The sequence below is a fragment of the Mariniblastus fucicola genome, from assembly GCF_008087665.1.
GTDB lineage: Bacteria > Planctomycetota > Planctomycetia > Pirellulales > Pirellulaceae > Mariniblastus > Mariniblastus fucicola.
Window position 1 is genome coordinate 5801780 of the sequence record NZ_CP042912.1, and the last position, 24900, is coordinate 5826679.

Consider the following 24900-nt stretch of genomic DNA (forward strand, 5'->3'; position numbering starts at 1 on the left):
GGCGGAGGACCAAAACGCAACGCGGAATGCCGTCGACAGTAGTTCCCTTTATCGCTGCCACTGAGGAGCAGACTGATACTCGTTGTCGTTGAAGTACTGATTCTTTTGCCGCGAAGGCATCGGCTCAAGTGGCTGACGGCGAGGCTGCAACGGTTGGTTGTAGGCGGCTCGTTCGACTCGATTCGTCTTGTGACTGTCGAGGGCTTCAAGCTGCATTTGCAGTCGTGAAACTTGATCGGCCAGCCCTTCGAATCGCCACTGGCCTTCACTTCGTGCCTGATTCTGATTTTGTTCCGGCGGCGTAGTCAGCTGGATACGTTGTCGGTTGTTGCGAGCGAGGCGACTGTTGTTTTCGAGGCCCTGATAGCCGAGCTGTGCAAGTGCCTGGGCGAGTTGCTGGTTGCCAAGATTCATCGCCACTGCCTGCTGATAATTCTTTTGCAGCATTTGGTTCAGCGGACCTGCAACCTGATTGATCTGCTCCGCAGCGTTGCTCATCGAACGCATCTGACTCATCTGGCCCTGCATCCGTGCCATCTCAAGAGCATGCTCTGCCTTGAGTTTGGTGATTTTAGCTTCTGCTTTGAGAGCCACGTTTTGAGCAACCATCTTCAGCGCGGTCTCGATCATTCGCTTTTTGGCATCGAGACTGATTTCGCTTTCAAGATTGCCCGCGATCATTTCTGTCAGTTCGCGGCAACAGTCGTCGATAGACTCAACTTTTTCCGAGTCATCAACATCGGACGGTGAACGCTTCTCAAACTTGACTTTCTCTTCTGCCGAAGTTGGTTGAGTTTCCTCGAGAAGAGGATGGGCCGCGAATGGTGGCACGAGATCTCCAGACATCGTGGAGATCGAAAATGGAACGGGCTGGTTCGATGTCGTCGGCGTCACGATGACGGGGCCCCGGTAGACTTCACCAAGCAGTGCGAGGCGATCAACCGGGGGCGTCGGTTTCTCCGCGAGCTCCTGTTGAGCCTGCGTCGTGATCGACGTGAATAAGATTGAAGCAGGAATTACGATAGAAACGCACGCGATTCGAAACATCCTTGTCATTTCAGACTCCTTAGCTCTGCGAACTGCCTGTGCCATCATGGCATTGCCATTTGCATGGCGGCAGCCATTTGAATACAGACTTCGTTTTTCACCAATACGAATTTGCCGCCCGGCGATGTCAGAATTTCACCAAAGTGCTATCATCTGGATTCAAAGTCGGTCAGACCACTTCCGCCTCAGGTTTCTCCATGAATGAACTCTCTCCTTCGGTCATCGAGCTACTCCGCTGCCCGGTCACTCATTCCGAGTTGAGTCGTCTTGACGAAGCGGCAATCGAAAAAGTCAACGATCAGATTCGTCGCGATGCAATGGTCGACCGGAAAGGCCGCAGGGTCTCCGAGGAGTTTTCAGCGGGACTGATCAACTCTGACAACAGCCTCGCGTACTCCGTCCGGGGCGGTATCATTCAGCTAATCGCAGACGAAGCAGTCGTGCTCAACGGCCTTTTTTAGACAGGACACGTCATGCCAGACACCATCTTCAAGAAGATCATCAACAAGGAAATTCCGGCCAACATCGCCTACGAAGACGACCTGTGCATCGCCTTTCATGATGTCCAGCCCAAGGCCCCGGTGCATGTGCTGTTGATTCCAAAGCAGGAGATTGAGAACGTTGCGGCGTTGACCGAAAATGATCGCGATGTCGCTGGTCATCTTCTGGTGAAAGTCCACGAGGTCGCCGAGTTGCTCGATCTGGAAAACGGCTATCGGATCGTTGCCAACTGCGGCGCCGACGGAGGTCAATCCGTTGACCATCTGCACTTTCACATTCTCGGTGGTCGAGCTTTGGGCTGGCCGCCGGGATAGCCGCTGCCAATTCTCGACAATCGTGCCGATCGGGATTGTTGAGGTCGATTGAATGCTTTCTGATGGTCAAATGCAGGGATTGCCCCTGCGGCATTCCATCTCCAAGTGTTTGACGAGACAGGTTCCTTGAGCCACTACACCCTTGAGAAAAGTTCACGATTCTGCGTTTGGATACTGTGTGTCATTGCGTTTTCGAACGGACTGAACGCAGAGCAACAACCGGAAGCTGATCAGCGTTCGCAGCTTAAACGCGAAACATCGCAACTCGCCGAAGCCATCGCGCTTTTACCGGCTGAAACGGCGGACAAGTCGCAGCTCGAACAGCGAGTCAGCGCGATCGATGCGGCCATCACTCAGTCAGCCGAAACTGCGGGCGAGATTGCGAGACTTCAGGAAAAAATTAGCAACGCGGACGCAAGAAGCAAGCAGCTTGCAGCCGAGATTGCAGAGCTCAAATCTGCCGACCCAAAAGCACAGCAGGATCTGGCGAAGTCCGACCTGGCTGAACTGAAGGCCAAACAGGCTGAAGTACAAGCCGAGCTCAGTCGCTTGCGCACAGAGAGCACGCAGCTTGATACCGCGATGGCCAACGTCGTCCAATCGCGACAAAAGATCGAGCAGGAATTGACCAACATCGATGCCAGAAAAGAACAGGCGACCGAAACCACGACTCCGGTCGGTGATTCGATTCCCGAGCGGCTGGCGAAACTGGAAAATAGCGTCGCCTTGTATCGACTGTCATTGCTACGGCAAAAACTGCAGCTGCAAAATCAATGGTCGGTCGTGAATGAACAGCTGGACATTGATCAACAGCGAAGCGAATTGGTCGGGCTGCAGATCAAACAGCTGGAAGCATCCAACACAACGCTGACGGATGCGATCGCAACACTGCGTCAAAAGGAAGCTCGGGACATGGCCACACAGGCTTCCGAGAAAGCTTCTCAAATCCGCGAAAACTATCCACTGCTGGCTTCGAGCGAAGATCTCAACGTGGAAATTGCGGACAAGAATCAAAAACGCGAAAAAGAGTTTGCTGACGCGGCTCAGCAGAACAGGAGTCTGTTGGAGCAATTGGTCGATGTGCGGGACAAGTATCGAGACACGCAGGCCCGAATCAGCGCGATAGGACGATCCAACACCGTTGGGGCGATGCTGCGAAAACGCAAATCCGAACTGCCGAGCATGCAGAAACGCCAACAGCAGGTCAGCTTGAATCGGGACAAGATTGAAGAGATTCAGTTCGATCGTTTTCAAATTTCAGAGCAGCTGGCCGAGCTTTCCATGGAAACCATTCGCAAGGAAACGGAAGTCGCCGCAGGCAGGGAAATTGCCCTCAAAGATTGGGAAAAGCTTGAAAAACCGGTGGAACAGCTGATCGAGAGAAGAAAAGAATCGCTTCGTTCGCTGGACAAAATTCTGGATCGACTGTTCCTCAGCTACCTTGATATCGAAACCAACAACAGCCGATTGTCCGATGTTGTCTCAAGGTTCAACGACTACATCAATGAACGAATTTTGTGGCTGCGATCCAACAAACTTCTGTTCAGCGAACTGAAAATCGACGAGGCCGACAAGGTTTTACTTTCGCCAAAAGACTGGGTTCAGAATCACCAACTGACTCTGCATTCTTTCCGGTCACGATCGTGGCTGTTCGGTCCGGGAGCGATTTTGATCATCGCGCTGTTGGTGCTGCGTTCTCGCATGCGACGGCGAGTCGATGCGTTTGGAGTGACGGCAAGCCGTGGATCTTGCGCGACGTTCTGGCCGACCGGGAGAGCTGCGATTCTTACGCTGTTGATCTCGGTAACGATTCCGCTGATTGCCGTAGGAGCCGGTTTGGGTTTTCGGCAAACAATGCACTCGGGAAGCGTGCTTTTTGAAGGCCTCGCGAACGCGCTGGTCACCGCGGGTTTGTTTGCGCTGCCGCTTGAAGTCCTGCGCCGCGTTTGCAGAAAAAATGGACTGGCTCCCAAGCATTTTGATTGGCCCGATGAAGCCGTCGGCAAGCTGAAACGACACCTGTCCTGGTACGTACTGCCGGCATCGATGCTCGTGTTTGCCGTTAGCCTCTTGATTCAACTGGACACCGCTCATCGAGTCGACTTGCCCGAGCGAATTTTGTTCGTGATTGCAATGCTGCTAACAACGTTGCTGGTTCATCGAATCTTTTCGCCAGCGACTGGAATCTTCAGCCAGTATTTGAAACGGCGAGAAAACTCGTGGGCCAACCAGACTTCTGCAACCTGGTTCACATTGATCTTGCTGGTTCCAGTTTCGATGGCGCTGCTGGCGATCGTTGGCTATTACTACACCGCGATCAATCTGACGCGATGCCTGTGTTTTACGTTTGCCTTCGGGGTTTCAGTTGAGCTGATCCGTGCGTTGATCCGTCGATTCGTTTTGGTTCGACGCAGGGCGGCACATATTGAAAGTGCAAGGCGAAAACGGGCTGCTGAAATCGAAGCCGAAAAAGAAGCTCGCAAAAAAGCAGCGGCTGAGCGGAAGCGACGAATCGAAGCCGGCGAAGAAGTTGAAGATATGAATCCGGTGATGTCGTCGGAGTCACTGGCCGATTTGCAGTTCGAAAAAGTTGACATCGCGGAGAACGCCGGACAAGCCAATCAGCTGATACGATTGCTTGGCTGGACAGCGTGGCTGATTGGACTTTGGCTGGTATGGAGCGACGTCTTGCCGGCGTTAAAAGCGCTCGACGAGTACAAGCTGTGGGAAACGACACAGACAGCGTCGGCAGAAACTGACGCTTCCGGGTTATCCGCTCTGATGCCGCAACCTGCTGAAAGCTCTTCGGCTCAATCTGGAACCGACGAGAAAACACAACCTTCAGCGCCATCGGATCCGCTGGACGATGGCGGCTCAACGACGGAAACGACCAAAGCAAAAACTTCGGCGCCCATGATTTTGCTCGACCCGCCCGAGAACGACGGTGTCTCCTTGCGGGATTTCCTCGTGTTCATTGTCATCTCGCTACTGACGTTCTTTGCAGCACGAAATCTACCCAATGCGTTCGAGATGCTGTTTCTGGACGAGTTGCCGGTGGATCGGTCCGCGCGTTTCGCCTCCAAGGCCCTGTTCAGCTACGCCATCGTTATCATCGGCACCGCGTTAGCGTTAAAGACACTGTCCATTAACTGGACCAGCATTCAGTGGCTGGTGACGGCACTGACGTTTGGCCTGGCCTTCGGACTACAGGAGATCTTTGCGAATTTCGTCGCAGGAATCATCTTGATGTTTGAGCGCCCGATGCGTATCGGCGACCTGATCACGGTGGATGAATTCACGGGTGTGGTGTCGCGGATTCGCACCCGAGCAACCACGATCGTCAACTGGGATCGCAAGGAGTACGTGATCCCCAACAAGGACTTCATTACAGGACGCTTGATCAACTGGACGTTAAGCGACGCCATCAACCGGATTCAGCTTACCGTTGGTATCGCTTACGGTTCAGACGTCGCGAAAGCAAAACGCATTATCTTCGACATTTGCAAAGAGCATCGCAGTATTGTGGAAGAACCGGCGACCAGCATTACGTTTGAAGAGTTCGCTGACAGTTCATTGAACCTCGTTGTTCGCACATTCCTCGGAGACATCGATAGTCGCCTGTCGACCGTTGACTCGCTCCACATGCGAATCAACACGGCGTTCGCCGAAAACGGAATTGAGATCTCGTTCCCTCAGCGTGACCTCAACTTACGCTCCATCGACGACGACGTCGCCCGGTACTTTCCCGGCCCAACAGGTTTGCCGGGCGACGCACCACGCACAGCCGGGCAATCAGCGTCTGCGAAAGGGAACAGCGCCGCTCATGGAATGGATTCGAAATGAGACGAAAAGCAGTAACTCGTTCCCGAAAACGTGCTCCTCACCGATCACAACCGGGAGCACCTCCAGGCACGCTGGTATCGCACCACGAAGGCGAAACTTCGGTTGAGGTGATTGCCTATTCGAGCAGCCGCTTTGAAGTCTGGGAAGAAACAGAAATCGAGCGTCTGGTGGCCAAGTGCGATGCTTTCGATGTCGTCTGGATAAACGTGATCGGACTGGCGGACCTTGATTTGATCAGGCTCATCGGGAAGACGTTCAACATTCACCAACTGACGCTGGAAGACATCAACAATATCCATCAGCGAGCCAAGTACGAGAATTTTGAAGAGTACGATTACTTTATTACGAGGATGGCTCGCTTCGATGCAGATATTGAAAATCGAATTGAAACGGAACAGCTCAGCATCATTCTGATGGACAAATTCGTGCTCACGTTTCAGCTAATCGAAGTCGACTGCCTTGACCCGGTCCGTCGCCGGCTGAAGGAGAAGTCGGGTCTGATTCGCGAGCGTGGCAATGACTATTTGGTCTATGCGTTGATCGACAGCGTGATCGACCATTACTTTCCGATCGTGGATCAGCTTGGCGATCGAGTCACAGATTTTGATGACGCGTTACAGAAAGATGAAACCACGGTCTCGGCAATTGAAGTTCACCAAGTCCGCCGCGAACTGCTAAGCCTGGCACGGCTCATCCGGCCTCATCGTGAGATGTTGAGTCGGATTCTTCGTGAGCCTTCGCGATTCTCTGCGCAAACGCGACTGTTCCTGAATGACTGCATGGATCACGCTTTGCAATTGGGCGAAACGATTGAGACCAATCGTGAAATTTGCTCGGACTTGCGTTCTTACCATTTGGCCCTGATTGGAAACCGGACGAACGATGTGATGAAGACGCTGACGATCGTGTCCACCATTTTTATCCCGCTCAGCTTCATCGCCGGACTGTACGGGATGAACTTCGAGTACATGCCTGAGCTGAAATGGAAGCTTGGATACTTCGCGGCGTTGGGCGCGATGGCCGCGGTCGCAGTTTCTCTGCTTGCGTGGTTTCGGTCTCGAGGCTGGTTCGGTACATAGCCCTCAGCCTCCAGTCCGCCACCGTTTCAACTGAATTGAATCAAAACGGCCACGCAAACCAGACCATCCCAATCGCCACTGCGGTCAAGACAAAGCCGAACGCCACGAGCAGACCATCGCGAGCGGTCAGCCCCAAGGCAAACATGGTGATCGCGAATCCCGGCGCGAAAACGCCAAGAGGTACGAACGCCAGCGGATAAAACGACAGTGCCAACAGAATTGAGATGATGGCGATCGGATAGATCACTGCACCGCCGGCCAGAAACTCAAACCGGTTGTAGACGACTTTCTCGAACATCTTCACCCAAGGCTTTGTTTTCTCGACGCCCGACGTCAGCTTCTCGCGTGAAAACTCGAAGTCCTCAAGCTTGTCCGGAATCCATGGCTTTCCGGAAAAGAACATCATCTGCCCCGCGATCAGAATGATCAACGTCCCGGTAATGACGCTCATCCCGGGCACCATCCCAATCGGCGAGATGGCGATGATCGCCGGAAACAACAACATCGGCCCGTGGCTTCGGCTGTCGAGCGAATCCAAAAGGTGGACGATTTTTACTTTGTCCTGCCCTTCAGTCGTATCGACAAAGTGTGTCAGCAGTCCGGACAAACTGTCCGGAGCAGAATCGGAACTGTCATTATTTTTGTCTGGCAAGTTTGGCTTATTCATTGGTCCGCCGAATGTGAGCATAGTTTAAAAGGGCAACAAAACAGGATCCACCGACCAGGTTTCCGACAAGGGCCGTGCTGATGAAACGAGCCGACATTAAAGGCGTGAATTCAGAACTCAAGAACATCGCCGCAAACATCTCCACCGATCCAGCAATCGAATGGTGAAGGCCCCCAATTCCAATCAAAAACGTGACGATATAGATCGCCGCAATCTGAGCGATTGTCCGTGGACTCGATCCAACCAACCAGGCTCCCAGAGCCATCAACCACCCGGCCAGAACCGCGCTTACAAACAGCGACCCGGTAGAGAACTCTGTCAGATGATGTCCGATTTCCAAGTAGCCGGCCTTGGCGTGCACGACGTCCGCGGCAAGAAAGTGCAGCCCGCCACAGGCCAGCGCGCCGATCAGATTCCCGACGATCACGATCACCCACAAACGCATCAACGAAGACACGTTCGATTTTCGATCGAGTACAGGATAGAGTGCGGTCGCGGTGTGTTCAGTGAAAAGCTGTGCTCCGCTGAGAATACAAACCACGAAACCCAGCGGATAGACGAACGCGGTCGCGATTCGACTGACAACTGGAGAAGCATTCAACTCCGTCGTCGCGGTCAAAACAACCGCCACTGCCATCGCTGAGAATCCAACGATCAACCCCGCGGCAACCGCGGACAGTAACAAGGACAACGTCGGTCGGCCCATTTGTTCCAGACCTTCTTCGATCGCATATTCCAACGCATCATCCGGATGACGACGCCTTTCGTCAGTGCGTTTGATGATGACGGGAACGAAGTCCTGATCTTCCGATTGCCGTTCTTCTTTCCGTTGATTTTCAGGCACTGGAGTGCTGATGATCTCGCCGCCGGGCAATAAAATGCCTTCGTTGTCGGGTCCACCGTCTTGGGCGGAAGGCTTTTCTTCTGACGTGTTCAAAGTGGACTCAGTTGCTTGCGTAATCGAATATCGTTGTGTCCGCGAAACTGGACTCTCGCAGACCAATCTTCGATAAAGCGAAGCGTGTGCCAAAAGTATTTTTGAGCAGCGATTGGTGAAAAACCCCGCAAATCAGCGGCATCCCACCGGTTCAATGATGAAATCTGGTCGTCGAACAATCAAGTTGGTCGACTTCGCATTATCACAAAAAGCCCAAACTGGCGCAAGCGCGTTCACGCTGCCTTGGCTGAGTCAACACGCTCGGCATGTCCAACGGCTGCCTTGCAAATGTTCCGCAGCATGCCGCGAAACACAAACTCATGAAGCGGGAATAGCGAGTACCAATAGAGGATCCCGAACAATCCAACAGGGTCAAAGATTGCGGTTTGTCGAACCGTTGTTTTGCCTTCCTCTTCGGTAACTTCGAACTCCAGCCACGCTCGTCCCGGAACTCGCATCTCTGCCGCGAGCCGGAGCAATTTATCGGGCACGACTTCTTCGACTCGCCAAAAATCCAGCGTGTCACCTGACCGAACGTTCTCTGGATCTCGACGTCCTCGACGGACTCCAACGCCACCAACCAGCAAGTCCATAAAGCCTCGAATCTTCCATAACCAGTCTCCGTAGTACCAACCGGTCGATCCACCGATTCTGCGGATGGGTGCGAATGCTTCTGCAGCAGTCAGCGGCACTTCACGACACCTCGAATCAACCAATCGCGATCCGAACCGAACTCCGCCCCAACTTTTCTGCTCGCCGCCGGACGAGAAAGCGTCCGACCATCTGGTTTCTGCAAACTCGGAATCTTCGTTGACCAACGCGCGAGAAATTGCCTCGTCGACTGAGCGTGGGACAACCGAAAATTCATGTGCAGCCGAATCATCGGTGACCAGCGTTTCGTTTCGCAGGCTGTCAATTAATTTCCGCCCGACGCGAGAATACAGGGGCGTCACCAGCCCTAGCCACAGACTCGAAAGATAGGGCGTCAAGAAAGGCACCGGAATCATGTAACGGGTCAGTCTGCGTTGATCAGCGTATCGCTGCATGATGTCACCATATGAAACCGCATCCGGGCCGCCGATCTCGTAGATTCTCGAATCGCTGACGGGTTTATCAAGGACTTCCACGAGATAGGCCAATACGTCTTCGATCGCTATCGGTTGAGCCAAAACGCGAACCCATTTGGGACAAATCATTACGGGCAAACGTTCCACCAACGCCCGAATCATTTCGAACGAGAGACTCCCGGAACCGATAATGATCGAAGCCTGAAACTCGACGACCTGAGCCGTCGACGTTCGCAGCACGTCTCCAATTTCCTGACGACTACGTAGATGCTTTGACAGATCATCAGCTTCATTTCCAAGCCCGCCAAGGTATACGATTCGCTTGACGTTTTGCCGAGAACAGGCCTCCGCGAAGTTTTCGGCAGCCTTGCGGTCGGTCTTCTCAAAGTCTTCACTGTCTCCCATCGAATGAATGAAATAGTACGCCGTATGGATTCCTTCCAGCGTCTGCAAGAGAGAGTCCATGTTCAGCACGTTCCCAACAGAGACTTCAACCTCATCCAGATTAAAGTTTTCTCGACCAGATTCGCGACGTGTCAGACAACGAACATCATGCCCCCTCGAAACCAATCGCGGCAGCAATCGCCCGCCGACATAGCCCGTTGCTCCTGTCAGCAGAATTTTCCTGCTCGTGTTTGTCTGGGAATTCATGGAAGGTACTGGTTTGGGAAAACGCCAGGAATGAAGACTTGCTGGCAAAGTAAATCGCTCGGGATGAATCCAAGAAATCAACAAAGCGAATGAACGAATTTGCGAGAACGGTCCGGAAGTCGCATTTCAATGACCGTTCTCAGCGGCGACCCGTTAACTCCAATTGCCCAGCTCGTCGCAAAGCTGACCGTACAGACTTTTGAGCTGTGCTTTCGACTGGGCAACTGACGCGACTTCCTGATTCCGTCCGGCCCGCTCAAACTGCAATGCCAAATCGCAACAAGGCTTTGCACCAAAGTTCAGCATCAGCCCTTTTAAAGCATGAGCTGATTTTTCGAGCTCTGCATGGTCATTGTCCGAAACCGCCTGCATGACTTCTTCAAGGATCGCCGGCGAGTCGTCGAGGAAAATTCGCACGAACTCCTTAAACAACATTTCATCTCCGCCTAACCGTTTGAGCGACGTTTCATAGTCCACCAACGTTGGTACGGATTCGCGTTGTTCATCATCGTTTGCCCCCACAGAATTCTGGACATGTTTCGCGTGATTTACATCGTTCTTTTTTTGCCCGCCAAAACGATCTGACGCAAGATTGTTTTCGGACGCTTCCGGTTTTGATGCAATTGATTCCACGAGCTCAACCAGTTTTTTGGCATTGAGCGGCTTCGAAATGTACGCGTCCATCCCCGCCGCAAGACAGGTTTCGCGATCTCCCTGCATCGCATGCGCGGTCATCGCGATAACTGGTGTTTCCGCGATGGCTGGATCGGAGTGAGCGCGAATCGCGGCCGTTGCCTGGAATCCGTCCATGACTGGCATTTGCACATCCATCAGCACGACGTCGAACTGGATTTCGTTCGACTGAATCTGGTCGATTGCAACGCGGCCGTTGGATGCGGCAAGAACCTGATGCCCCCGTTTGCCGAGGATCGCCTGAGCCACCTTTTGGTTGGCTTCGAGGTCCTCGACCAACAGGATTTTCAGTGGCAAGATTGGGCGGTTCGTCTCAACGCCGGCAGATTTCAAACCGACCGTCAGCGATGTTCCGGAGTATAGATCAAGTGTGTCCACGACGGCGTTGAGCAGTTCTGACTGTGAGACTGGCTTTGTAAGGTAATGTGCGACAGGAGCATCCGTCTTTCGATCCGAATACATCCCCATGTCAGCGGCTGACTGCATCATCACGATCGGCGGACAATCCTCGCCTTTCTTTTCGACCACTTGTTCCGCCAAGTCGTATCCGTCAGTCTGCGGCATTAACGAATCGATGAATGCCATCGAGATCTTCTGGCCTTGCGATTCCAGTTCTTCAAGAATCCGTAGTGCCTGGTCGGCGCTTGTCGAAACAAAAGGTTGCATCGACCAACTGACAAAGATCGTTTCGAGAATTCGAAGATTCGTCGGGTTGTCGTCGACGATCAGAACTTTCATGTCTTCAACGAGTTCTGTCGGAAGTTGATCGGCCGGTTTAGTCTCGTCCTCAACGGGTAGAGAAAGATAGAAGTAAAAATTGCTGCCTTCGCCAAGCTTACTCTTCATTCTCAGCCGGCCTCCCATCAAGGCCACCAACTCTCGGCAGATCGAAAGACCGAGCCCCGTACCGTGATGCTTTCGCGTCGAGGACATGTCTGCCTGCTGGAACGGTAGCAGGACGTTTGTTTGATCCTCAGGCGAAATTCCAACACCGGTATCCGACACGGAAAATCGCAGACGGACTTCCGACGGTAGTTCGCGTGAGAGATCGACACGAACGACGATTTCACCGCGTTCTGTGAACTTGACCGCGTTGCTGAGCAGATTCGTCAGGACCTGCTGAATCCGTCGACCGTCTCCGATAAGACGACTCGGGACATTGCTATCGACCTCGCAAAGCACCTCAAGGCCCTTTTCGCTCGCCCTGCCAGAGACAACCTTTGCGGGTACGTTGACGATTTCTCGAATGTCGAACGGCTCGTTAGAGATCTCGAATTTCCCTGACTCAATCTTCGTGAAATCGAGCAGTTCGTTCACCAATTCCAACAGCGAATCTGCCGAAGTTTTCGCCACACCAAGGTAATCCGCAACGATCGGATCGAGCGATTCTTCGAGTGACAGGTTTAGCATGCCGAGGATTGCATTCATCGGCGTTCGCAGCTCGTGGCTCACATTGGCGAGAAACTCGGTGCGCGATTTGTTGGCCCGGTTCGCCATCTCCTCGGCTTTTTCAGCCGTCGTCATCGCCCGCAAAATCGCGTCCTGAGACTGACGCCGTTCCGTAATGTCGCGTTCGATGCTGGAGCAACCCACCAGTTCCCCATCGGCATCATAGAGCGGAGACACCGTGATCGACATGTCGCAGATCTGTCCGTTTTTTCGCTGTCGTTTAACCTCGAACTGAAGCAGCTCGACACCATCGCGAAGTGCGTCCCGGACTTCGCGCTCTTCCTCGTCAACGCCGCGAGGAAGGATCATCGTCCCGGGTCGGCCGATGACTTCTTCCGCATCGTAGCCATAGATTTCTTTCGCACCCTGATTCCAACTGGAAATCACTCCAGACATGTTCTTGCTGATAATCGCATCACGTGAAGTTTCAACCAACAAGGCCAACTGATTTCGATGGGCGGCTTCGGTGCGTTTCAGCGTGATGTCGACAAAGCTGACCACCGCGCCAGTGATTCGGTCGCCTTCCCGAATTGGATAGCTCCAATACTCCACATCCAGACGCGTCTTGTCCTTTCGCCAGAACACTTCGTCATCAACATGTACATTTTGGTTGTTGGTGAACGATTTATAGATATTGCAATCTTGAACCGCATACGGGCTGCCATCGCGATGTGCGAAATGGATCAGCTCATGCACCGCCTGGTTGAGCATTTCGTCTTTCGAGTCAAAGCCCAACAGTTCGACACAGCGCGCATTGCAGTAGGTACAACGGCCATCCAAATCGATGCAGTAAATACCCGCCGCGATCGAATCCAGCATGTTGGTGAGCTGGCCATGGGAGTCCTTGAAAGAAGAGTCTTCGACCATGAAGGAAAGTCCAACGATTCATTTCGGATAGCAAAATGGCGAAAGCAGAAACCACATGATAACAATGGCTGCTCGCCGCGAAGACACGAGTGCGAGTAAAAAAAGCTTGCCCGCAAACCCGAGCAAGCCGGCAGCACTAGACGACAGGAGATTTCCCTTTGAGGACCCCGGCGATCGCTGCAATAACGAACAGTACGATGAAAACGTAGAAGAGCAGTTTCGCGGCGCCGGCGAAACTCGCTGCGATACCCGAAAATCCGAAGATGGCGAACAGCAGTGAAAGGACGAGCAGTGCGATGGCCAGGCGTAACATAGTATTTCCTTTGATTCGTTTTGAAGTTTGATCTGATCTCCGTAAAGCATCCGGCATGCCAAACCGGACCGTGACGGCAAGTTTTCACCAGAGCACTTTCGACTTCGAGAATACGTGTTCGGGCTGGAGCGAGGCGGTTGCAAACTCATATGCAACTGGTTGCAGAACGACCATAACGTCCCATAAGCGACCATTGAAATCGCCATTTTGTCGATTTTCCCCGTTCGAAAGAGGGTACCTTGCTGCGATTTCGCCTTTTGGCATGCTGCGTGCAACCGCTTGTCTTTCGCACAAAGCATCGCACTATTCATTTTAAATCAAATCCGAGGAGCTCAAATCATGGCTGATTTCATTCGCATCGCACTCTCTGTACTCGTTCCACCTGTCGGCGTTTTTCTTAAAGTCGGATTCGGAGGACAGTTCTGGCTCAACCTGCTGCTGACGCTGCTGTTCTACATTCCCGGCCTCTGCCACGCTGTTTACGTAATCGCCAGTGAACCCGATAAAGCAATCGCGTAAATCCACCAGACCACCAGGAGGCACAAAAGTCATGCAACAGCGATTTTCAGACATCAAGAATTGCAAACTATTTACTACTGACGGGGTCATCGGCAAAGTTACAGATCTACTTGTCGAAGATGACGAGTGGATCGTTCGATACCTCGTCGTTGACATCCAGAGCCCGATTTCATCAAGACGAATACTGATCGCACCCGCGGCCATCGAAGGCGTCAATATTGAGAACAACATGATCGCTACGATCTTGAGTGCTCAACAGGTGATGCAGAGCCCTTTGCTCGACGACGATCAACCCGCTTGTCGACGCTACGAAGAAGCGCTTGTCGAATACTACGGATGGCCGGTTTACTGGCTCGGCCGAGCAGTGTTGCCTGCGCGGAGTATGGACAAGTTGGCTAACGACGAAGCGACGTCTTTTGTCGACGAGAACGGCAGCACGAATCTGAGGAGCGCGAAAGAGATCTGTGGCTACCGCATCAAATCTGGCGACGATTCGGTTGGCTCAATCCAGGACTTGGTTGTCAAAATGAACTCCTGGATTGTCAGTTTTGCGATGGCCGATCCGCGGACATGGTCGCAGGACCAACCCTCCATGTTCTCCACTTCGCAAATCGAATCAGTGCATTGGTCGAACCGTGAAGTCGTCGTAAAACTTGCGAAAGATGTACGCTTGCCAAACGCTCCCACATCGAACGGCAGCGCGAACATGATCTCCAGCCAGTCCATGCCGACAATGCAACATACATCTCCGGATCGTTCCTGAGTTTGCCCTTGGCCCGACGCCCACAGCCAATTTTCCAACCCGCTGTTCAATGCACAGCTCTTGGTGACCTTTAAATCACCGACAAATTTTGAGGTACATGATGTCCATTAATATTGACTGTTTCGGCAAATCGGATCTCGGCCAGATACGCCCGGTAAATGAGGACCAATTTCTTATCGCTGACCTGAACAAGTCGATGCGAGTACATCAGACAAGTCTCGGCCTCAGCCGACAGACGCGTCTTTTCGGCGGCTCGCAGGGGAAATTACTCCTCGTTGCGGACGGTTTGGGAGGGCATGAATCTGGAGAGCGCGCCAGTACTCTGGCCGTCGATGGTGTTGCGAGCTATGTGTTAAATTCGATGGACTGGCTATTCCGCATTGGTGAAGAGGACGAGGAGTCGCTGGAAGCGGAACTCAAACAGGCTTTCCAGTACAGTCAAACAGCAATCGCCGCTGAGGCCGAAGCGATTCCGGATCGCCGTGGTATGGCAACCACGCTAACGATGGCTTACATCAGTTGGCCGAAGCTATACGTTGTGCACGTTGGCGACACCCGTTGTTATCACGTCCGCGGCAGTTCGATCAGTCAACTGACAACCGATCACACGATGGCACAGCTCGCCCGATCCGTTCCTGGTGATCAGGATGATGAGTTGAAGGTGCAAAATGTCGGCAGCGTGAACCCGACTGAGTCACGAAATCCGATGGAGAATGTTCTCTGGAACGTCGTTGGTGGAACGAGCGCATCGCTTGAGCCCCAGATCAGAAAGTCCGAACTGGCAATCGGTGATACACTGTTGCTGTGCTCGGATGGACTTACGCGTCACATCCAGGACAACGAACTGCTCGAAATGACCAAGCTGGATCGTCCGTCGAGTGAGATCTGTGATCAGCTTGTCGAAGTGGCTAACGCTCGTGGCGGCGAGGACAACATTACTGCCGTCCTTGCCAGATTCCGAGAGCCGCGAGTAGAAAGTAGTGAACTCGCCGACGCCAGCCGAACCGCCGCTGCTATTGCCACCCCTGAGACTGCCAAAACGAATGTACACCCGCGTCCTTAACACATGGTCCAAGTTCCGCTCAAGCTTTTGGTTCGTGCCTACGCTACTGATGGTGTTAGCCACCGGTGCTGCCTTTGGCATGATCTATTTGGATGAGACATACGGCAAACGATTCGTCAACACTTTCCCGGTTCTTGAGCTATCACCAGGAGCAGCCCGTTCTATTTTGTCGACGATCGTCGGAGCGATGGTATCAACGACTGGCGTCGTATTTTCGATCACGATCGTGGCGTTGTCGCTTGCTTCTTCTCAGTTCGGCTCGCGGTTGATTCGTACCTATCGAAACCGGCCTACAACGCATTTCACGCTTGGCATTTTCGTCTCAACCAGTTTGTTTTGCATACTCGTGTTGGCATCGATTCGCGAGATCGACGGACAGGCTTTCGTTCCCGCCGCATCGGTGGTGGTTGGAATTATGCTGACCGTGGTGTGTCTCGCTACGCTGGTTTACTACATCCATGACATGTCGCTCGCGATTCAAGCGCCTAACGTTATCCAGCATTCCGCGGATGATCTCGACGAAGCGATCGAACGCCTTTTCCCTGCCGGAATCGGCGAACATGCCGAGGAAAACGACGCCGGACAGTTCGACGAATCAGCACTGGAATCGGCCGAAGAAAAGCTGGGGGAATGCCTGCTATTGATCAATTGCGGAAAAGTCGGATACCTACAGGCGATGGAAGACGAAACGATCATGAACCTCGCCAATCAGGAAAGTCTGACGATTCGGTTTCTCGCCAGGCCCGGAGACTTTCTGTTTAACGAACGTCCTCTGGTGGAGATTTGGCGGCATGAAATCGATCCAGAACGATCGACGGAGGAGTTCAGAGAAGACATCTCGAAGTCGATTCAGGACAGTTTGATTGTCGGCCCCGAACGAACTCATTTGCAGGACATCCGGCATGCGTTCAACGAGCTGGTCGATATCGCCGTCCGGGCACTTTCACCGGGCGTTAACGATCCGTTTACGGCCGTCAATTGCGTTGACCGAATTCACGCTGCATTGATGACGTTCAAAAAGAGAGAACTTCCCAGCAAATACCGATTGTCGGAAGACGGTAAGCTCAGAGTCATCGCGTTGCCGGTTTCTTTTGAAGAATGCGTCGCCGTTTCGCTGGATGTGATCCTGCAGTACGCAAGCGACGACTCAATGGTTTCCAATCGAATCGCTGTTGCCAAAGATTGGCTTAGCGCACAATAAAACCATGCGGTAATTCGCATGGTTAAATTTTTATGTGCTGAATGTCGATGCAGCCAATGATCAATCAGTAGACCGAATCGCGTGTGCGATCGGTGGATGTTGATGTACGTCTTCAGCGCCAAGTTCCACCATCTGCATGCCGCATTTCGATCGCGCTTTTTCATCGCCCGCGACAACTACGAATGACTTGCCTTGAGCCAGCATTTTCCGATAGTCGATCTGATTCGGGAGCTCGATACCGCGACTGGCTTCGTCAATTCCGGCCACGCTTCCGATCCAGGCACCGGCCAAGGCACCGGCGATTGGTGCTGCCACATTCAAACCGGGAATGGCGAACAGCAGCAAGCCTGAACCTGCGCCGATGGCTCCACCGATCATCGCGCCGTTGGCGATTTCGTTCGAGCTGACTTCTTCGATATCGTCATACACAATCTCCGGCATTTCGTTCGGAGCCGTCGGATCAGTGCGAGATACCCGCTGAACTTTCAGGTCGGGATCACGAACCGAAGCAGCCGCACGGCTTGCCTGTTCGTGGCTGTTGAAGACTCCGACGACGACTTCGAGGGCATCTTCGCCGGGTTCAGGTTCGATGTTGGTTTTCGGTTGCATGGGAAGCTTTCACTAAGTGTTGCTGGTAAAAAATCAGCCGCGAACGGCATTGTCGGCAAATTGGCAAAATCACTCGGTTCGTGTTGCGGATTAACGCACTTCCTGAGCTTGAACCATCCATAGATGCTTTTCCAGCGGTGCACTGATTCCGATAAGCAAATCTTCGCTGACGGGATCCAGTTCACCGACTTTGGAAATTCCCGTACGAAGCAGGTCTACGGTGCACTTCATACGGTCAGCGACAGCCGAAATCGTTTCGTCGACTTTCAGGAACCCGTCTTCGAACAAAGGAAGTTCGGATCCTGCAGCAACGGTCGCCGCGCGGCCATCCGGGGAATGTCCAATCGTGACAATTCGTTCAGCAATTTCGTCGGTTGCCTCTCGGACCGTGATGATAATTTCGTCTAACTGCAGATGAACGCTACGAAAGTTGGGACCAACGACGTTCCAGTGAGCCTGTTTGAGCGAGAGAGCCAAATCGATCAACGTCTCAAGGCTGCTTTGAAGGATGGCTTTTACTTCGTCCGTTGAACTGTCGTCACCAAGAACGTTGCGTTTAAACTTAGTAGTCATGTCGTGTCCAAAATTAGGTGGGTTTGTTTTGAGTTGATTTCGCCCAAACAATTTCGGGCGTCACTGATGATCAGTGCAAACAGGGTGCCAACCCATAAAGCGCTCATGCACCTTGAATCGGGCTCGTCAAACTGGCCTCCGTGCGACCAAGCTGGACTGACCCAAACCATCCGAACCGGCGAAATGGCTGTTTTGTGGCTGGAATTCCATTGATTGGCCGTTGGCACGCCAGATGCGACTGTGCCCTCCTGTTGAAACAAATTATTCATTTGGAGGATTTAAACATGACAGACCGAGTTGCAACATCAGCCCAAAACATGAAACAGGAAACCGTTGATTCACTACAGGAATTGATGTACGCACTAACCGACAGCGTTAAGTATCTCGGCGAGGCGTCTGATTCGATTGAAGATGATCACGTCAAGAATGTCTTCCGCAAAATCGCGGACGATCGCAAGAACATTGACGACACCATCGGTGGCTTCATCACGCTTGCCGATGAGCGGCCCGAAGAAGAGGGCACGTGGTTGGGGTCATTGAGAACCTGCTGGACAAACTTCCGTGCCGGATTGAATTCCGGAGATCCAACAGTTGTTTTGATCGAAGCTGAACGAGCGGAAGATTCGCTGAAGGCCAAGTTTGAGAGTGTTCTGCCAGAAGTTGCAGGCAATCCGATCAACGACAAGCTGCTTGGATATTACAAAACCGTAAAGTCTGGCCACGACCAAATTCTGGCTCTGCGAAACGCTTACCAGAACGCTTAATCTGCGCAACGACCGGCCGGAATCCCGCGATCGCGGGCCGTTCTGGCAATGGCTTGCCGAAATCGGCAATAAGCCGTCCGGTGGGCGGCTTTTTTCGCGCAGCGACTTGGCGATTATCTACCCCGTCAAGCTCGTTACGGGAGGCTTCGTTTCTCCTTGCAAATTTCTCGTGGTATAAGATCGAAGTGTGGACGATGGATACGAAACTGGCGACAGAAAGTAATCCCCGAAATTGCACATTTGGCGACAGGCAAAAGACGCCGTTTGCTGATAATATATTTGTGAAAGGGGGCGGTATGCCAAAAATTTTAGCCATCGATGACGATCGGACAGTGCTCCGGTTGATCGAGAAAGCGTTCGAGGACGCTGACGTAAATCTGACGACAGTTTCAACTGCTGAAGAAGGACTTTCGATCCTGCTTGAGGGCGATATCGACGTCTGTCTGCTCGACATCATGTTGCCGGAAATGAACGGCCTTGAGTTGGCGAAGAAGATCCGCGCGATCGATGCACGAATGCCCGTCATTTTTATCACCTCGATGGACGACAGTGATACAGCGATCGAGGCAATGAAGCTTGGCGCCTACGAGTTCTGCACCAAACCTCTCGACATTACGCAGGTCCAGGATTTCGTCGAGCGTGCGTTCAACACGCGGCGGCTGATGCGGGCTCCCGTCACAATCCAGGAATCGAGCGAGATCTCGGTTGGAGAAGGTGACCAGCTGGTCGGCAAAAGCCCGCAGATGGTTGAAGTCTACAAACAGATTGGTCGCGTGGCGGCTCAGATGGTTCCTGTCCTGATCCGCGGCGAAAGCGGTACAGGTAAAGAACTGATTGCTCGTGCAATTTACCAACACAGCCAACGTAACGAGGAATGTTACCTCGCGGTGAACTGTGCGGCGTTGTCAGAAACGTTGCTTGAAAGCGAATTGTTCGGCCACGAAAAAGGTGCTTTCACCGGCGCGGAGCGACGACACGTCGGAAAGTTTGAACAATGTAACAATGGCTCAATCTTCCTGGACGAAATCGGCGACATGTCACCGTTGCTTCAAAGTAAGGTCTTGCGCCTGCTTCAGGAGCAGAAATTCGAACGAGTCGGCGGAACGAAAACAATTGAAACCGACGCCAGGATTATTTCTGCGACGAATCGTGACCTTGAGGCGATGATTCAGGAAAACGAATTCCGACTGGATCTCTATCACCGAATCAACGCGTTTGAAATTCATCTTCCTCCGCTGCGTGAACGCGGCGAAGATATTGATCTGCTGATCGGATTTTTCATTCGTCGATTGTCGAAACAATTGGGTAAGAACGTCGAAGGCATTTCCCCCGACGCAATGGAGTTGCTGCGTGGCTATCAGTGGCCCGGAAACGTACGTGAGCTTCAGGGTGTAATCCGTCATGCATTGTTGATGGCAACCGGACCGGTGATCGTGCCAGAGAACCTGCGAGGTGAACTTCAGCGAGGCAGCGACAGCACCGCCGCGTCGGTTTCTTTCACTCCAGCAGCGTCAGAAAAATCGGATGGCGTCGAGGATTTCGTTCAGGCTCGAATCGACGAAGGCTCAAGCGAGATCTACGCAGAGACGCTGGAGATGATGGAACGTAAACTGATCACGAAGATCCTGAGCGAAACGTCCGGCAATCAATCGCAAGCTGCAGAGATGCTGGGCATCACGCGTGGAAGTTTGAGGAACAAAATTCGCTCTCTGGGCATCGTTATCGAACAGGTCGTCTCTGTCGACTAGGCTTCGTCAATTCCGTCTCAGTGCCCCAGTCCCGGGTTTTCCGTGGCCATCACGACCAAGACGCTGCACATTGCACTCATCGTTGAAACGTCCATGGAGTCCGGGCGCCAAATCTTGGGCGGCATCTCGAAATACGCGATGGAGAACGGGCCTTGGTCAATTTTTCACCAACCGGCGCATCTGGACCAGTCTCTACCGGAGTGGATTGATGACTGGCGCGGCGATGGAATCATTGCCAGAATTCGAAGCCGAGATACAGCTCAAGCCATCATCAACACTGGCATCCCTGCGATCGATGTATTGGGGGAGATCGAAGATTCCGGCGTTCCGCTCGTTCACGTTGACGACCGAGCCATCGCGACAGCAGCGTTCACGCATTTACAGGAACGCAGTTTCCGGCATTACGCGTTCGTCGGCATCAAAGGCCCAAACTGGTCTCGTAATCGGCTCCATACCTTCAGATCACTGGTCGCGGATTCCGGATCTCAATTCGGCCAGCTTTCTTTAGAACTCAATCCGACAATCACGCCATGGGAGCAGGAGCAGGAGCTACTTTCCAAGTGGCTTGCCTCGCTAGCCAAACCTTGTGCTGTCATGACCTGTAATGACTACGCCGGGCAACGGGTGCTCGATGCCTGTCGTCGTGCATCGATTTTGGTCCCGGAAGAGCTGGCGATCGTTGGAGTCGACAACGACGAGGTGATCTGCACGCTTTCGACGCCAACTCTATCCAGCGTCAACGCCGGCCATTTCGAAGTCGGCTACGAATCGGCCCGCAGCTTGGTCGAACTGATAGACGGAAAGCCGATCGCGCCGCAATTCTTCGTTCAAAATTACAACTGTGTCAGCCGCGAATCTACCGACGCGACAGCCGTCAACAACCCGACCCTGGCGGCTGCACTTTCGTTCATCCGAAACAACGCCTGTCAGGACATCGTTTCTCGCGATGTTGCCCGGCACGTCGGAGTAAGCCTCAGTTCATTGAAACGGCTGTTCGCAAGCGAGCACAAGCATCCAATCAATCGCTGCATCATTCGAGCACGGATCGACCGAGCGAAAATTTTGCTCCGCGACACTGACCTTTCTGTCGAACAGATTGCGGCTCGGATCGGCTACAGCCACGCTCACTATTTTTCACTGGCCTTCAAACGCGAAACAGAACTTTCACCGACCACGTATCGCAAGCAACAGTCTCGGAACACGCGATAGGCTGGCTGGTGAACGATCAGACGCGAACTCGACCGCGACCGATCTACGCCGCGCCGACGGTTTGAATCGAAGCTCGATCATCCACAATCTTGCCATCACGAAGCTTCAACACACGCTTGGCCCGTTCGGCAGTTTCCGGATTGTGTGTAACCATCACAATCGTGCGACCTTCGCGGTTGAACTCCTCGAAAAAGCCAATGATCTGCTCGCTGGTTTCCGGATCAAGGTTTCCCGTTGGCTCGTCTGCCAGAATCACCGCTGGGTCGTTGGCCAACATGCGCGCCAACGCAACCCGCTGCTGTTGCCCAACACTCAGTTCTGCTGGCTTGTGATACAACCGATCTCCCAAACCGACGCGATCAAGCAACTCGGCCGCCCGCTGTTCCTGATCGTTGGATTCGGTGCCGGAAAGATAAAGCGGAACCTGCACGTTCTCGCTGGCAGTCAGATACGGGATCAGATTGAACGTTTGAAACACAAACCCTACTTTGGACTTTCGCAGCCTGGCTCGAGCATCGACGTCCAGGTCGTACACTGACTCCCCGTCCAACAACACGCGGCCAGAAGTCGGCGATAACATTCCGCCCAGCATCACCAAAAGCGTGCTTTTGCCAGATCCACTTGGGCCGACAAGTGAAATGAAATCGCCCGCCGGAATGCTCAGGTCCGCTTCAGTCAGCGCGGCGACGGTCTGACGACGCATCTCGTAAGTCTTGGTTACGTTCTCCATACACAACATGACTAAACCTCCCGAAAGGATGTAACTGGATCAATTCGTGCCGCATTTCGAGCGGGAAAGTAGCTGGCAAGCAGCGTGATGCCAACGGAAATTCCGATCGCCCAGAACGCCAGAACCGGCATCGGCAAAACGGTGACTCCGGCGAGGCGTGGCCCCAGCGTGACCGCCATCAATGTTCCAATCAAATAGCCGCCCACACCCCCGGCCACTCCCAGCAGCAACGCCTTGAGCAAAAAGATCCTCAGGATCAAACTTGATTCGGCGCCCAATGACATCAACGTTCCAATTTCACGGCGTCGTTCGTAGACGTTGGCAAACATGTAGTTCGCGATTCCTGCACCACCGACGACCACGATGATGGCCACAAAGATCAGCGAGAGATTTTCCATCATACTGTTGACCCTGGCTTGAGTTGCGACGACTTGAGTCACCGTGACAACCTTGGCTTCCGGCAGCAGATCATTCACCTTCCCGACCAGGCCGGCGGAGATTTCTTTGCAGCAACCGACGATCTCAATGCAGCTCACGACCGCATCCTTGCCAGACATTTCCTGCACCGTGTGCAAATGAGCGAAGATTCTCGAGTCATCCACAGTGCCCGTTTCCGGAAGTACGGCGACGACAGAAAAGTCCTTGCCCATCAAGCTCATGGTTTCGCCTTCGTTGATGCCGAGGATCGCAGCGGTATCCGCACCGACAAGGGCTTCGTCTTTTTCCAAATCGTCGATGACCCGTTTCCGGACCAGCGTTTTTTTGTCTTCGGGTTTCGGTGTGGTGCCCATGTCGACGACTCCGCAACCGATCGGCCGAGAGAAAACTCCGGCTCCTGCCCAGGCTGCCTTTGCCTGAAACTCGCTCTTGGGAAGAATGCCGGTCAGCGTAAAATCACGGCCTTCCAACTCGACCGGGACGCAAAGTTTTGGCGAGAGATTGTCGACGCCTTCAAGGTTCGACATTGTCAGCCGTAAAGCGTACTCTTCCGGAATCGTCTCGCTGTGCATGTCCGCCGAGTAATAGTCCTGAAGCGTCACGGACTTGGGCAGCACCAGGACGTTCGCGCCAAGGCTATCGAGTTCCTGAGCCACTGCCATTTCGGAATAATGAGTAATGTTCTTGATCGCAACAACCGTGGTGATCCCCAGCAGGATCCCGAAGAAGATCGTGATCATCTGGCTCTTCCGCTCGAAGAGCTCACGCCAAACCAGCTTTTTCAAATTCATCTAAAGGCCTCTTCATCGAACCGGTGTTCTGATTGCAAACTTCCGTATACACGACTACTTTTTCACAGGTGCACAGGATCCGCCCGGGCAGCATGTTCCGTCCGGGCTACACTGCGATCCGGGAGCACATTGCCCGTCGGGACAGCATGAAGAAGTCATCGATGTCAACTTCTCGACGATCTGCTCTTTGGTAACGTCTTCGGCGAACGTAGCCACCGGTTGGCCGGGAGGCGTCAGTACAACGGTGACGCCTTTGCCCGAGGCAGGATCAACCTTCAACGACTGCAGGAACGCGTGCTCCGATTTGTCGCCCGGGTCGATGGAAACGATCTGCGACGCCTTGGCAAATCGTTCGTCCTGCACGAAGTCACGAACTCCGGCAAAAGCGTTGGCGTCAGATTCGTGTTTTACGTTTAGCAAAACCAGCTTCTGTTCCTGAAGCGATTTCAGACAATCCGCAGCACCACGACTGACGATCGAGGCTCGCAACTGTTGTTCGTCAAACTTTACCGGCAGGCCTCCGGTAATGGCTCCGTTAGGGGCAATTGCCAGCACCAGCGGCATCGGAGCACGGCTGACGTCAAAATGCGAAACAGTCACCGAGTTTTCAGGATCGGTGATTTGCAAACTGACGACTTCCGCCGTGTCTGACATTTTCCCGACAGTGCTCTGCAACACGTTTTGCATGGCCTGGGTTTGTTGATCATCCTGTTTCCAAAAATACATGAACAGGTACTTGCCGTCCCTGGCCGCGGCTTGCATTGCTGCCATTCCTGAGTCAGTAGCGGTCTCAGCTTCGACGGAAACCGCCGACGGTGTCAAAGATTGCTGAGCTTGAATCGCGGGCGTGAAAGCCAGAGAAATTGCCACGAAAATTGCAGCTGCCATACTCTGCAGCAGGGAATCAAAACGTCTCATTTCAAATCCTTCAAAATTGAGTTAACTCGTGTTTCTATTTTTTGTTTTTGGCGAAGTGCCGCCTTGAGTGAAGTCGAACCATTGCCAAGTTCAGCACGAACAAACGCCGGACATATCGTCTATCGTCGATTTACGATACGAAGTTG

The 24900-nt window shown here is 53.1% G+C and carries 22 protein-coding genes; 11 read left to right on the forward strand and 11 right to left on the reverse strand.

The window, feature by feature from the left end; all coding sequences use genetic code 11:
- Positions 1–48: 48 nt before the first annotated feature.
- The gene (locus MFFC18_RS21735) at positions 49–1056 is read right to left on the reverse strand and encodes a hypothetical protein (protein WP_148619037.1); all 1008 of its coding nucleotides are present in this window, start codon (positions 1054–1056) and stop codon (positions 49–51) included.
- Positions 1057–1244: 188 nt separating this feature from the next.
- Between MFFC18_RS21735 and MFFC18_RS21740 the strand changes: the two genes are divergently transcribed.
- The 4 genes from MFFC18_RS21740 to corA all read left to right on the forward strand — a co-directional run bounded on the left by MFFC18_RS21740 (position 1245) and on the right by corA (position 6784).
- The gene (locus MFFC18_RS21740) at positions 1245–1508 is read left to right on the forward strand and encodes a hypothetical protein (RefSeq protein WP_148619038.1); all 264 of its coding nucleotides are present in this window, start codon (positions 1245–1247) and stop codon (positions 1506–1508) included.
- Between the two features lie 12 nt (positions 1509–1520).
- The gene (locus tag MFFC18_RS21745) at positions 1521–1862 is read left to right on the forward strand and encodes a histidine triad nucleotide-binding protein (protein ID WP_075083784.1); all 342 of its coding nucleotides are present in this window, start codon (positions 1521–1523) and stop codon (positions 1860–1862) included.
- A 126-nt stretch (positions 1863–1988) separates the two neighbouring features.
- The gene (locus MFFC18_RS21750; protein WP_148619039.1) at positions 1989–5705 is read left to right on the forward strand and encodes a mechanosensitive ion channel domain-containing protein; all 3717 of its coding nucleotides are present in this window, start codon (positions 1989–1991) and stop codon (positions 5703–5705) included.
- Entirely contained in the window at positions 5702–6784 is a 1083-nt protein-coding gene (corA, locus tag MFFC18_RS21755) for a magnesium/cobalt transporter CorA (RefSeq protein ID WP_075083782.1), read from the forward strand. Before MFFC18_RS21750 ends, corA begins: the two co-directional genes overlap by 4 nt.
- Before the next feature lie 40 nt (positions 6785–6824).
- Here the strand turns inward: corA and MFFC18_RS21760 are convergent, their stop codons facing one another.
- The 5 genes from MFFC18_RS21760 to MFFC18_RS21780 all read right to left on the reverse strand — a co-directional run bounded on the left by MFFC18_RS21760 (position 6825) and on the right by MFFC18_RS21780 (position 13428).
- Entirely contained in the window at positions 6825–7451 is a 627-nt protein-coding gene (locus MFFC18_RS21760) for an exopolysaccharide biosynthesis protein (RefSeq protein ID WP_075083781.1), read from the reverse strand.
- Positions 7444–8388, reverse strand: coding sequence for a formate/nitrite transporter family protein (locus MFFC18_RS21765; protein WP_075083780.1), 945 nt, complete (start codon positions 8386–8388; stop codon positions 7444–7446). Before MFFC18_RS21765 ends, MFFC18_RS21760 begins: the two co-directional genes overlap by 8 nt.
- 233 nt (positions 8389–8621) lie before the next feature.
- Positions 8622–10106, reverse strand: coding sequence for an SDR family oxidoreductase (locus tag MFFC18_RS21770; RefSeq protein WP_075083778.1), 1485 nt, complete (start codon positions 10104–10106; stop codon positions 8622–8624).
- A 153-nt stretch (positions 10107–10259) separates the two neighbouring features.
- The gene (locus tag MFFC18_RS21775) at positions 10260–13115 is read right to left on the reverse strand and encodes a hybrid sensor histidine kinase/response regulator (protein WP_075083777.1); all 2856 of its coding nucleotides are present in this window, start codon (positions 13113–13115) and stop codon (positions 10260–10262) included.
- Positions 13116–13251: 136 nt separating this feature from the next.
- Positions 13252–13428, reverse strand: coding sequence for a DUF1328 domain-containing protein (locus tag MFFC18_RS21780; protein WP_075083776.1), 177 nt, complete (start codon positions 13426–13428; stop codon positions 13252–13254).
- A 339-nt stretch (positions 13429–13767) separates the two neighbouring features.
- On the opposite strand from MFFC18_RS21780, the gene MFFC18_RS21785 reads away from it, so the two are divergent.
- The 4 genes from MFFC18_RS21785 to MFFC18_RS21800 all read left to right on the forward strand — a co-directional run bounded on the left by MFFC18_RS21785 (position 13768) and on the right by MFFC18_RS21800 (position 16974).
- Positions 13768–13947: a YqaE/Pmp3 family membrane protein gene (locus MFFC18_RS21785; RefSeq protein ID WP_075083774.1), complete on the forward strand. Its 180-nt coding sequence runs from the start codon at positions 13768–13770 to the stop codon at positions 13945–13947.
- Positions 13948–13978: 31 nt separating this feature from the next.
- The gene (locus tag MFFC18_RS21790; protein WP_075083773.1) at positions 13979–14710 is read left to right on the forward strand and encodes a PRC-barrel domain-containing protein; all 732 of its coding nucleotides are present in this window, start codon (positions 13979–13981) and stop codon (positions 14708–14710) included.
- Between the two features lie 100 nt (positions 14711–14810).
- Complete coding sequence (locus tag MFFC18_RS21795) at positions 14811–15773, forward strand: PP2C family protein-serine/threonine phosphatase (RefSeq protein WP_075083772.1); 963 nt, start codon at positions 14811–14813, stop codon at positions 15771–15773.
- Positions 15754–16974: a DUF2254 domain-containing protein gene (locus tag MFFC18_RS21800; RefSeq protein WP_075083771.1), complete on the forward strand. Its 1221-nt coding sequence runs from the start codon at positions 15754–15756 to the stop codon at positions 16972–16974. The genes MFFC18_RS21795 and MFFC18_RS21800 overlap by 20 nt, the downstream gene beginning before the upstream one ends.
- 60 nt (positions 16975–17034) lie before the next feature.
- Here MFFC18_RS21800 and MFFC18_RS21805 read toward each other — a convergent pair whose 3' ends face one another.
- Positions 17035–17583 carry a hypothetical protein gene (locus tag MFFC18_RS21805; protein ID WP_075083770.1) on the reverse strand — a complete coding sequence of 183 codons (549 nt, stop codon included), beginning with the start codon at positions 17581–17583 and terminating at the stop codon, positions 17035–17037.
- A gap of 90 nt (positions 17584–17673) precedes the next feature.
- Complete coding sequence (locus tag MFFC18_RS21810) at positions 17674–18156, reverse strand: Dps family protein (RefSeq protein ID WP_075083769.1); 483 nt, start codon at positions 18154–18156, stop codon at positions 17674–17676.
- Positions 18157–18440: 284 nt separating this feature from the next.
- Here MFFC18_RS21810 and MFFC18_RS21815 point away from each other — a divergent pair, with 284 nt between their 5' ends.
- The 3 genes from MFFC18_RS21815 (at position 18441) to MFFC18_RS21825 (ending at position 21877) form a co-directional block, all read left to right on the forward strand.
- Entirely contained in the window at positions 18441–18920 is a 480-nt protein-coding gene (locus MFFC18_RS21815) for a PA2169 family four-helix-bundle protein (RefSeq protein ID WP_075083767.1), read from the forward strand.
- A 296-nt stretch (positions 18921–19216) separates the two neighbouring features.
- Positions 19217–20668 carry a sigma-54-dependent transcriptional regulator gene (locus MFFC18_RS21820; protein ID WP_075083766.1) on the forward strand — a complete coding sequence of 484 codons (1452 nt, stop codon included), beginning with the start codon at positions 19217–19219 and terminating at the stop codon, positions 20666–20668.
- A 42-nt stretch (positions 20669–20710) separates the two neighbouring features.
- A complete protein-coding gene (locus tag MFFC18_RS21825) occupies positions 20711–21877 on the forward strand; it encodes an AraC family transcriptional regulator (RefSeq protein ID WP_075083765.1) in 1167 nt (388 codons plus the stop codon).
- Positions 21878–21920: 43 nt separating this feature from the next.
- Here MFFC18_RS21825 and MFFC18_RS21830 read toward each other — a convergent pair whose 3' ends face one another.
- Genes MFFC18_RS21830 through MFFC18_RS21840 form a run of 3 tightly spaced genes read right to left on the reverse strand, consistent with a single transcriptional unit; the run spans position 21921 to position 24754 of the window.
- Positions 21921–22616: an ABC transporter ATP-binding protein gene (locus MFFC18_RS21830; protein ID WP_075083764.1), complete on the reverse strand. Its 696-nt coding sequence runs from the start codon at positions 22614–22616 to the stop codon at positions 21921–21923.
- Positions 22617–22618: 2 nt separating this feature from the next.
- Complete coding sequence (locus MFFC18_RS21835) at positions 22619–23836, reverse strand: ABC transporter permease (RefSeq protein ID WP_075083763.1); 1218 nt, start codon at positions 23834–23836, stop codon at positions 22619–22621.
- A 54-nt stretch (positions 23837–23890) separates the two neighbouring features.
- Positions 23891–24754 (reverse strand): hypothetical protein, encoded by an 864-nt coding sequence (locus MFFC18_RS21840; protein ID WP_148619040.1) that lies wholly within the window; start codon positions 24752–24754, stop codon positions 23891–23893.
- Positions 24755–24900 lie beyond the last annotated feature (146 nt).

What these genes read in the sequence shown, in the direction of transcription:
- MFFC18_RS21735 (WP_148619037.1), bottom strand. Translation starts at nt 1,056, where the DNA reads ATGACAAGGATGTTTCGAATCGCGTGCGTTTCTATCGTAATTCCTGCT.
- MFFC18_RS21740 (WP_148619038.1), top strand. Translation starts at nt 1,245, where the DNA reads ATGAATGAACTCTCTCCTTCGGTCATCGAGCTACTCCGCTGCCCGGTC.
- MFFC18_RS21745 (WP_075083784.1), top strand. Translation starts at nt 1,521, where the DNA reads ATGCCAGACACCATCTTCAAGAAGATCATCAACAAGGAAATTCCGGCC.
- corA (WP_075083782.1), top strand. Translation starts at nt 5,702, where the DNA reads ATGAGACGAAAAGCAGTAACTCGTTCCCGAAAACGTGCTCCTCACCGA.
- MFFC18_RS21760 (WP_075083781.1), bottom strand. Translation starts at nt 7,451, where the DNA reads ATGAATAAGCCAAACTTGCCAGACAAAAATAATGACAGTTCCGATTCT.
- MFFC18_RS21770 (WP_075083778.1), bottom strand. Translation starts at nt 10,106, where the DNA reads ATGAATTCCCAGACAAACACGAGCAGGAAAATTCTGCTGACAGGAGCA.
- MFFC18_RS21775 (WP_075083777.1), bottom strand. Translation starts at nt 13,115, where the DNA reads ATGGTCGAAGACTCTTCTTTCAAGGACTCCCATGGCCAGCTCACCAAC.
- MFFC18_RS21780 (WP_075083776.1), bottom strand. Translation starts at nt 13,428, where the DNA reads ATGTTACGCCTGGCCATCGCACTGCTCGTCCTTTCACTGCTGTTCGCC.
- MFFC18_RS21785 (WP_075083774.1), top strand. Translation starts at nt 13,768, where the DNA reads ATGGCTGATTTCATTCGCATCGCACTCTCTGTACTCGTTCCACCTGTC.
- MFFC18_RS21790 (WP_075083773.1), top strand. Translation starts at nt 13,979, where the DNA reads ATGCAACAGCGATTTTCAGACATCAAGAATTGCAAACTATTTACTACT.
- MFFC18_RS21795 (WP_075083772.1), top strand. Translation starts at nt 14,811, where the DNA reads ATGTCCATTAATATTGACTGTTTCGGCAAATCGGATCTCGGCCAGATA.
- MFFC18_RS21800 (WP_075083771.1), top strand. Translation starts at nt 15,754, where the DNA reads ATGTACACCCGCGTCCTTAACACATGGTCCAAGTTCCGCTCAAGCTTT.
- MFFC18_RS21805 (WP_075083770.1), bottom strand. Translation starts at nt 17,583, where the DNA reads ATGCAACCGAAAACCAACATCGAACCTGAACCCGGCGAAGATGCCCTC.
- MFFC18_RS21810 (WP_075083769.1), bottom strand. Translation starts at nt 18,156, where the DNA reads ATGACTACTAAGTTTAAACGCAACGTTCTTGGTGACGACAGTTCAACG.
- MFFC18_RS21815 (WP_075083767.1), top strand. Translation starts at nt 18,441, where the DNA reads ATGACAGACCGAGTTGCAACATCAGCCCAAAACATGAAACAGGAAACC.
- MFFC18_RS21820 (WP_075083766.1), top strand. Translation starts at nt 19,217, where the DNA reads ATGCCAAAAATTTTAGCCATCGATGACGATCGGACAGTGCTCCGGTTG.
- MFFC18_RS21830 (WP_075083764.1), bottom strand. Translation starts at nt 22,616, where the DNA reads ATGTTGTGTATGGAGAACGTAACCAAGACTTACGAGATGCGTCGTCAG.
- MFFC18_RS21835 (WP_075083763.1), bottom strand. Translation starts at nt 23,836, where the DNA reads ATGAATTTGAAAAAGCTGGTTTGGCGTGAGCTCTTCGAGCGGAAGAGC.
- MFFC18_RS21840 (WP_148619040.1), bottom strand. Translation starts at nt 24,754, where the DNA reads ATGAGACGTTTTGATTCCCTGCTGCAGAGTATGGCAGCTGCAATTTTC.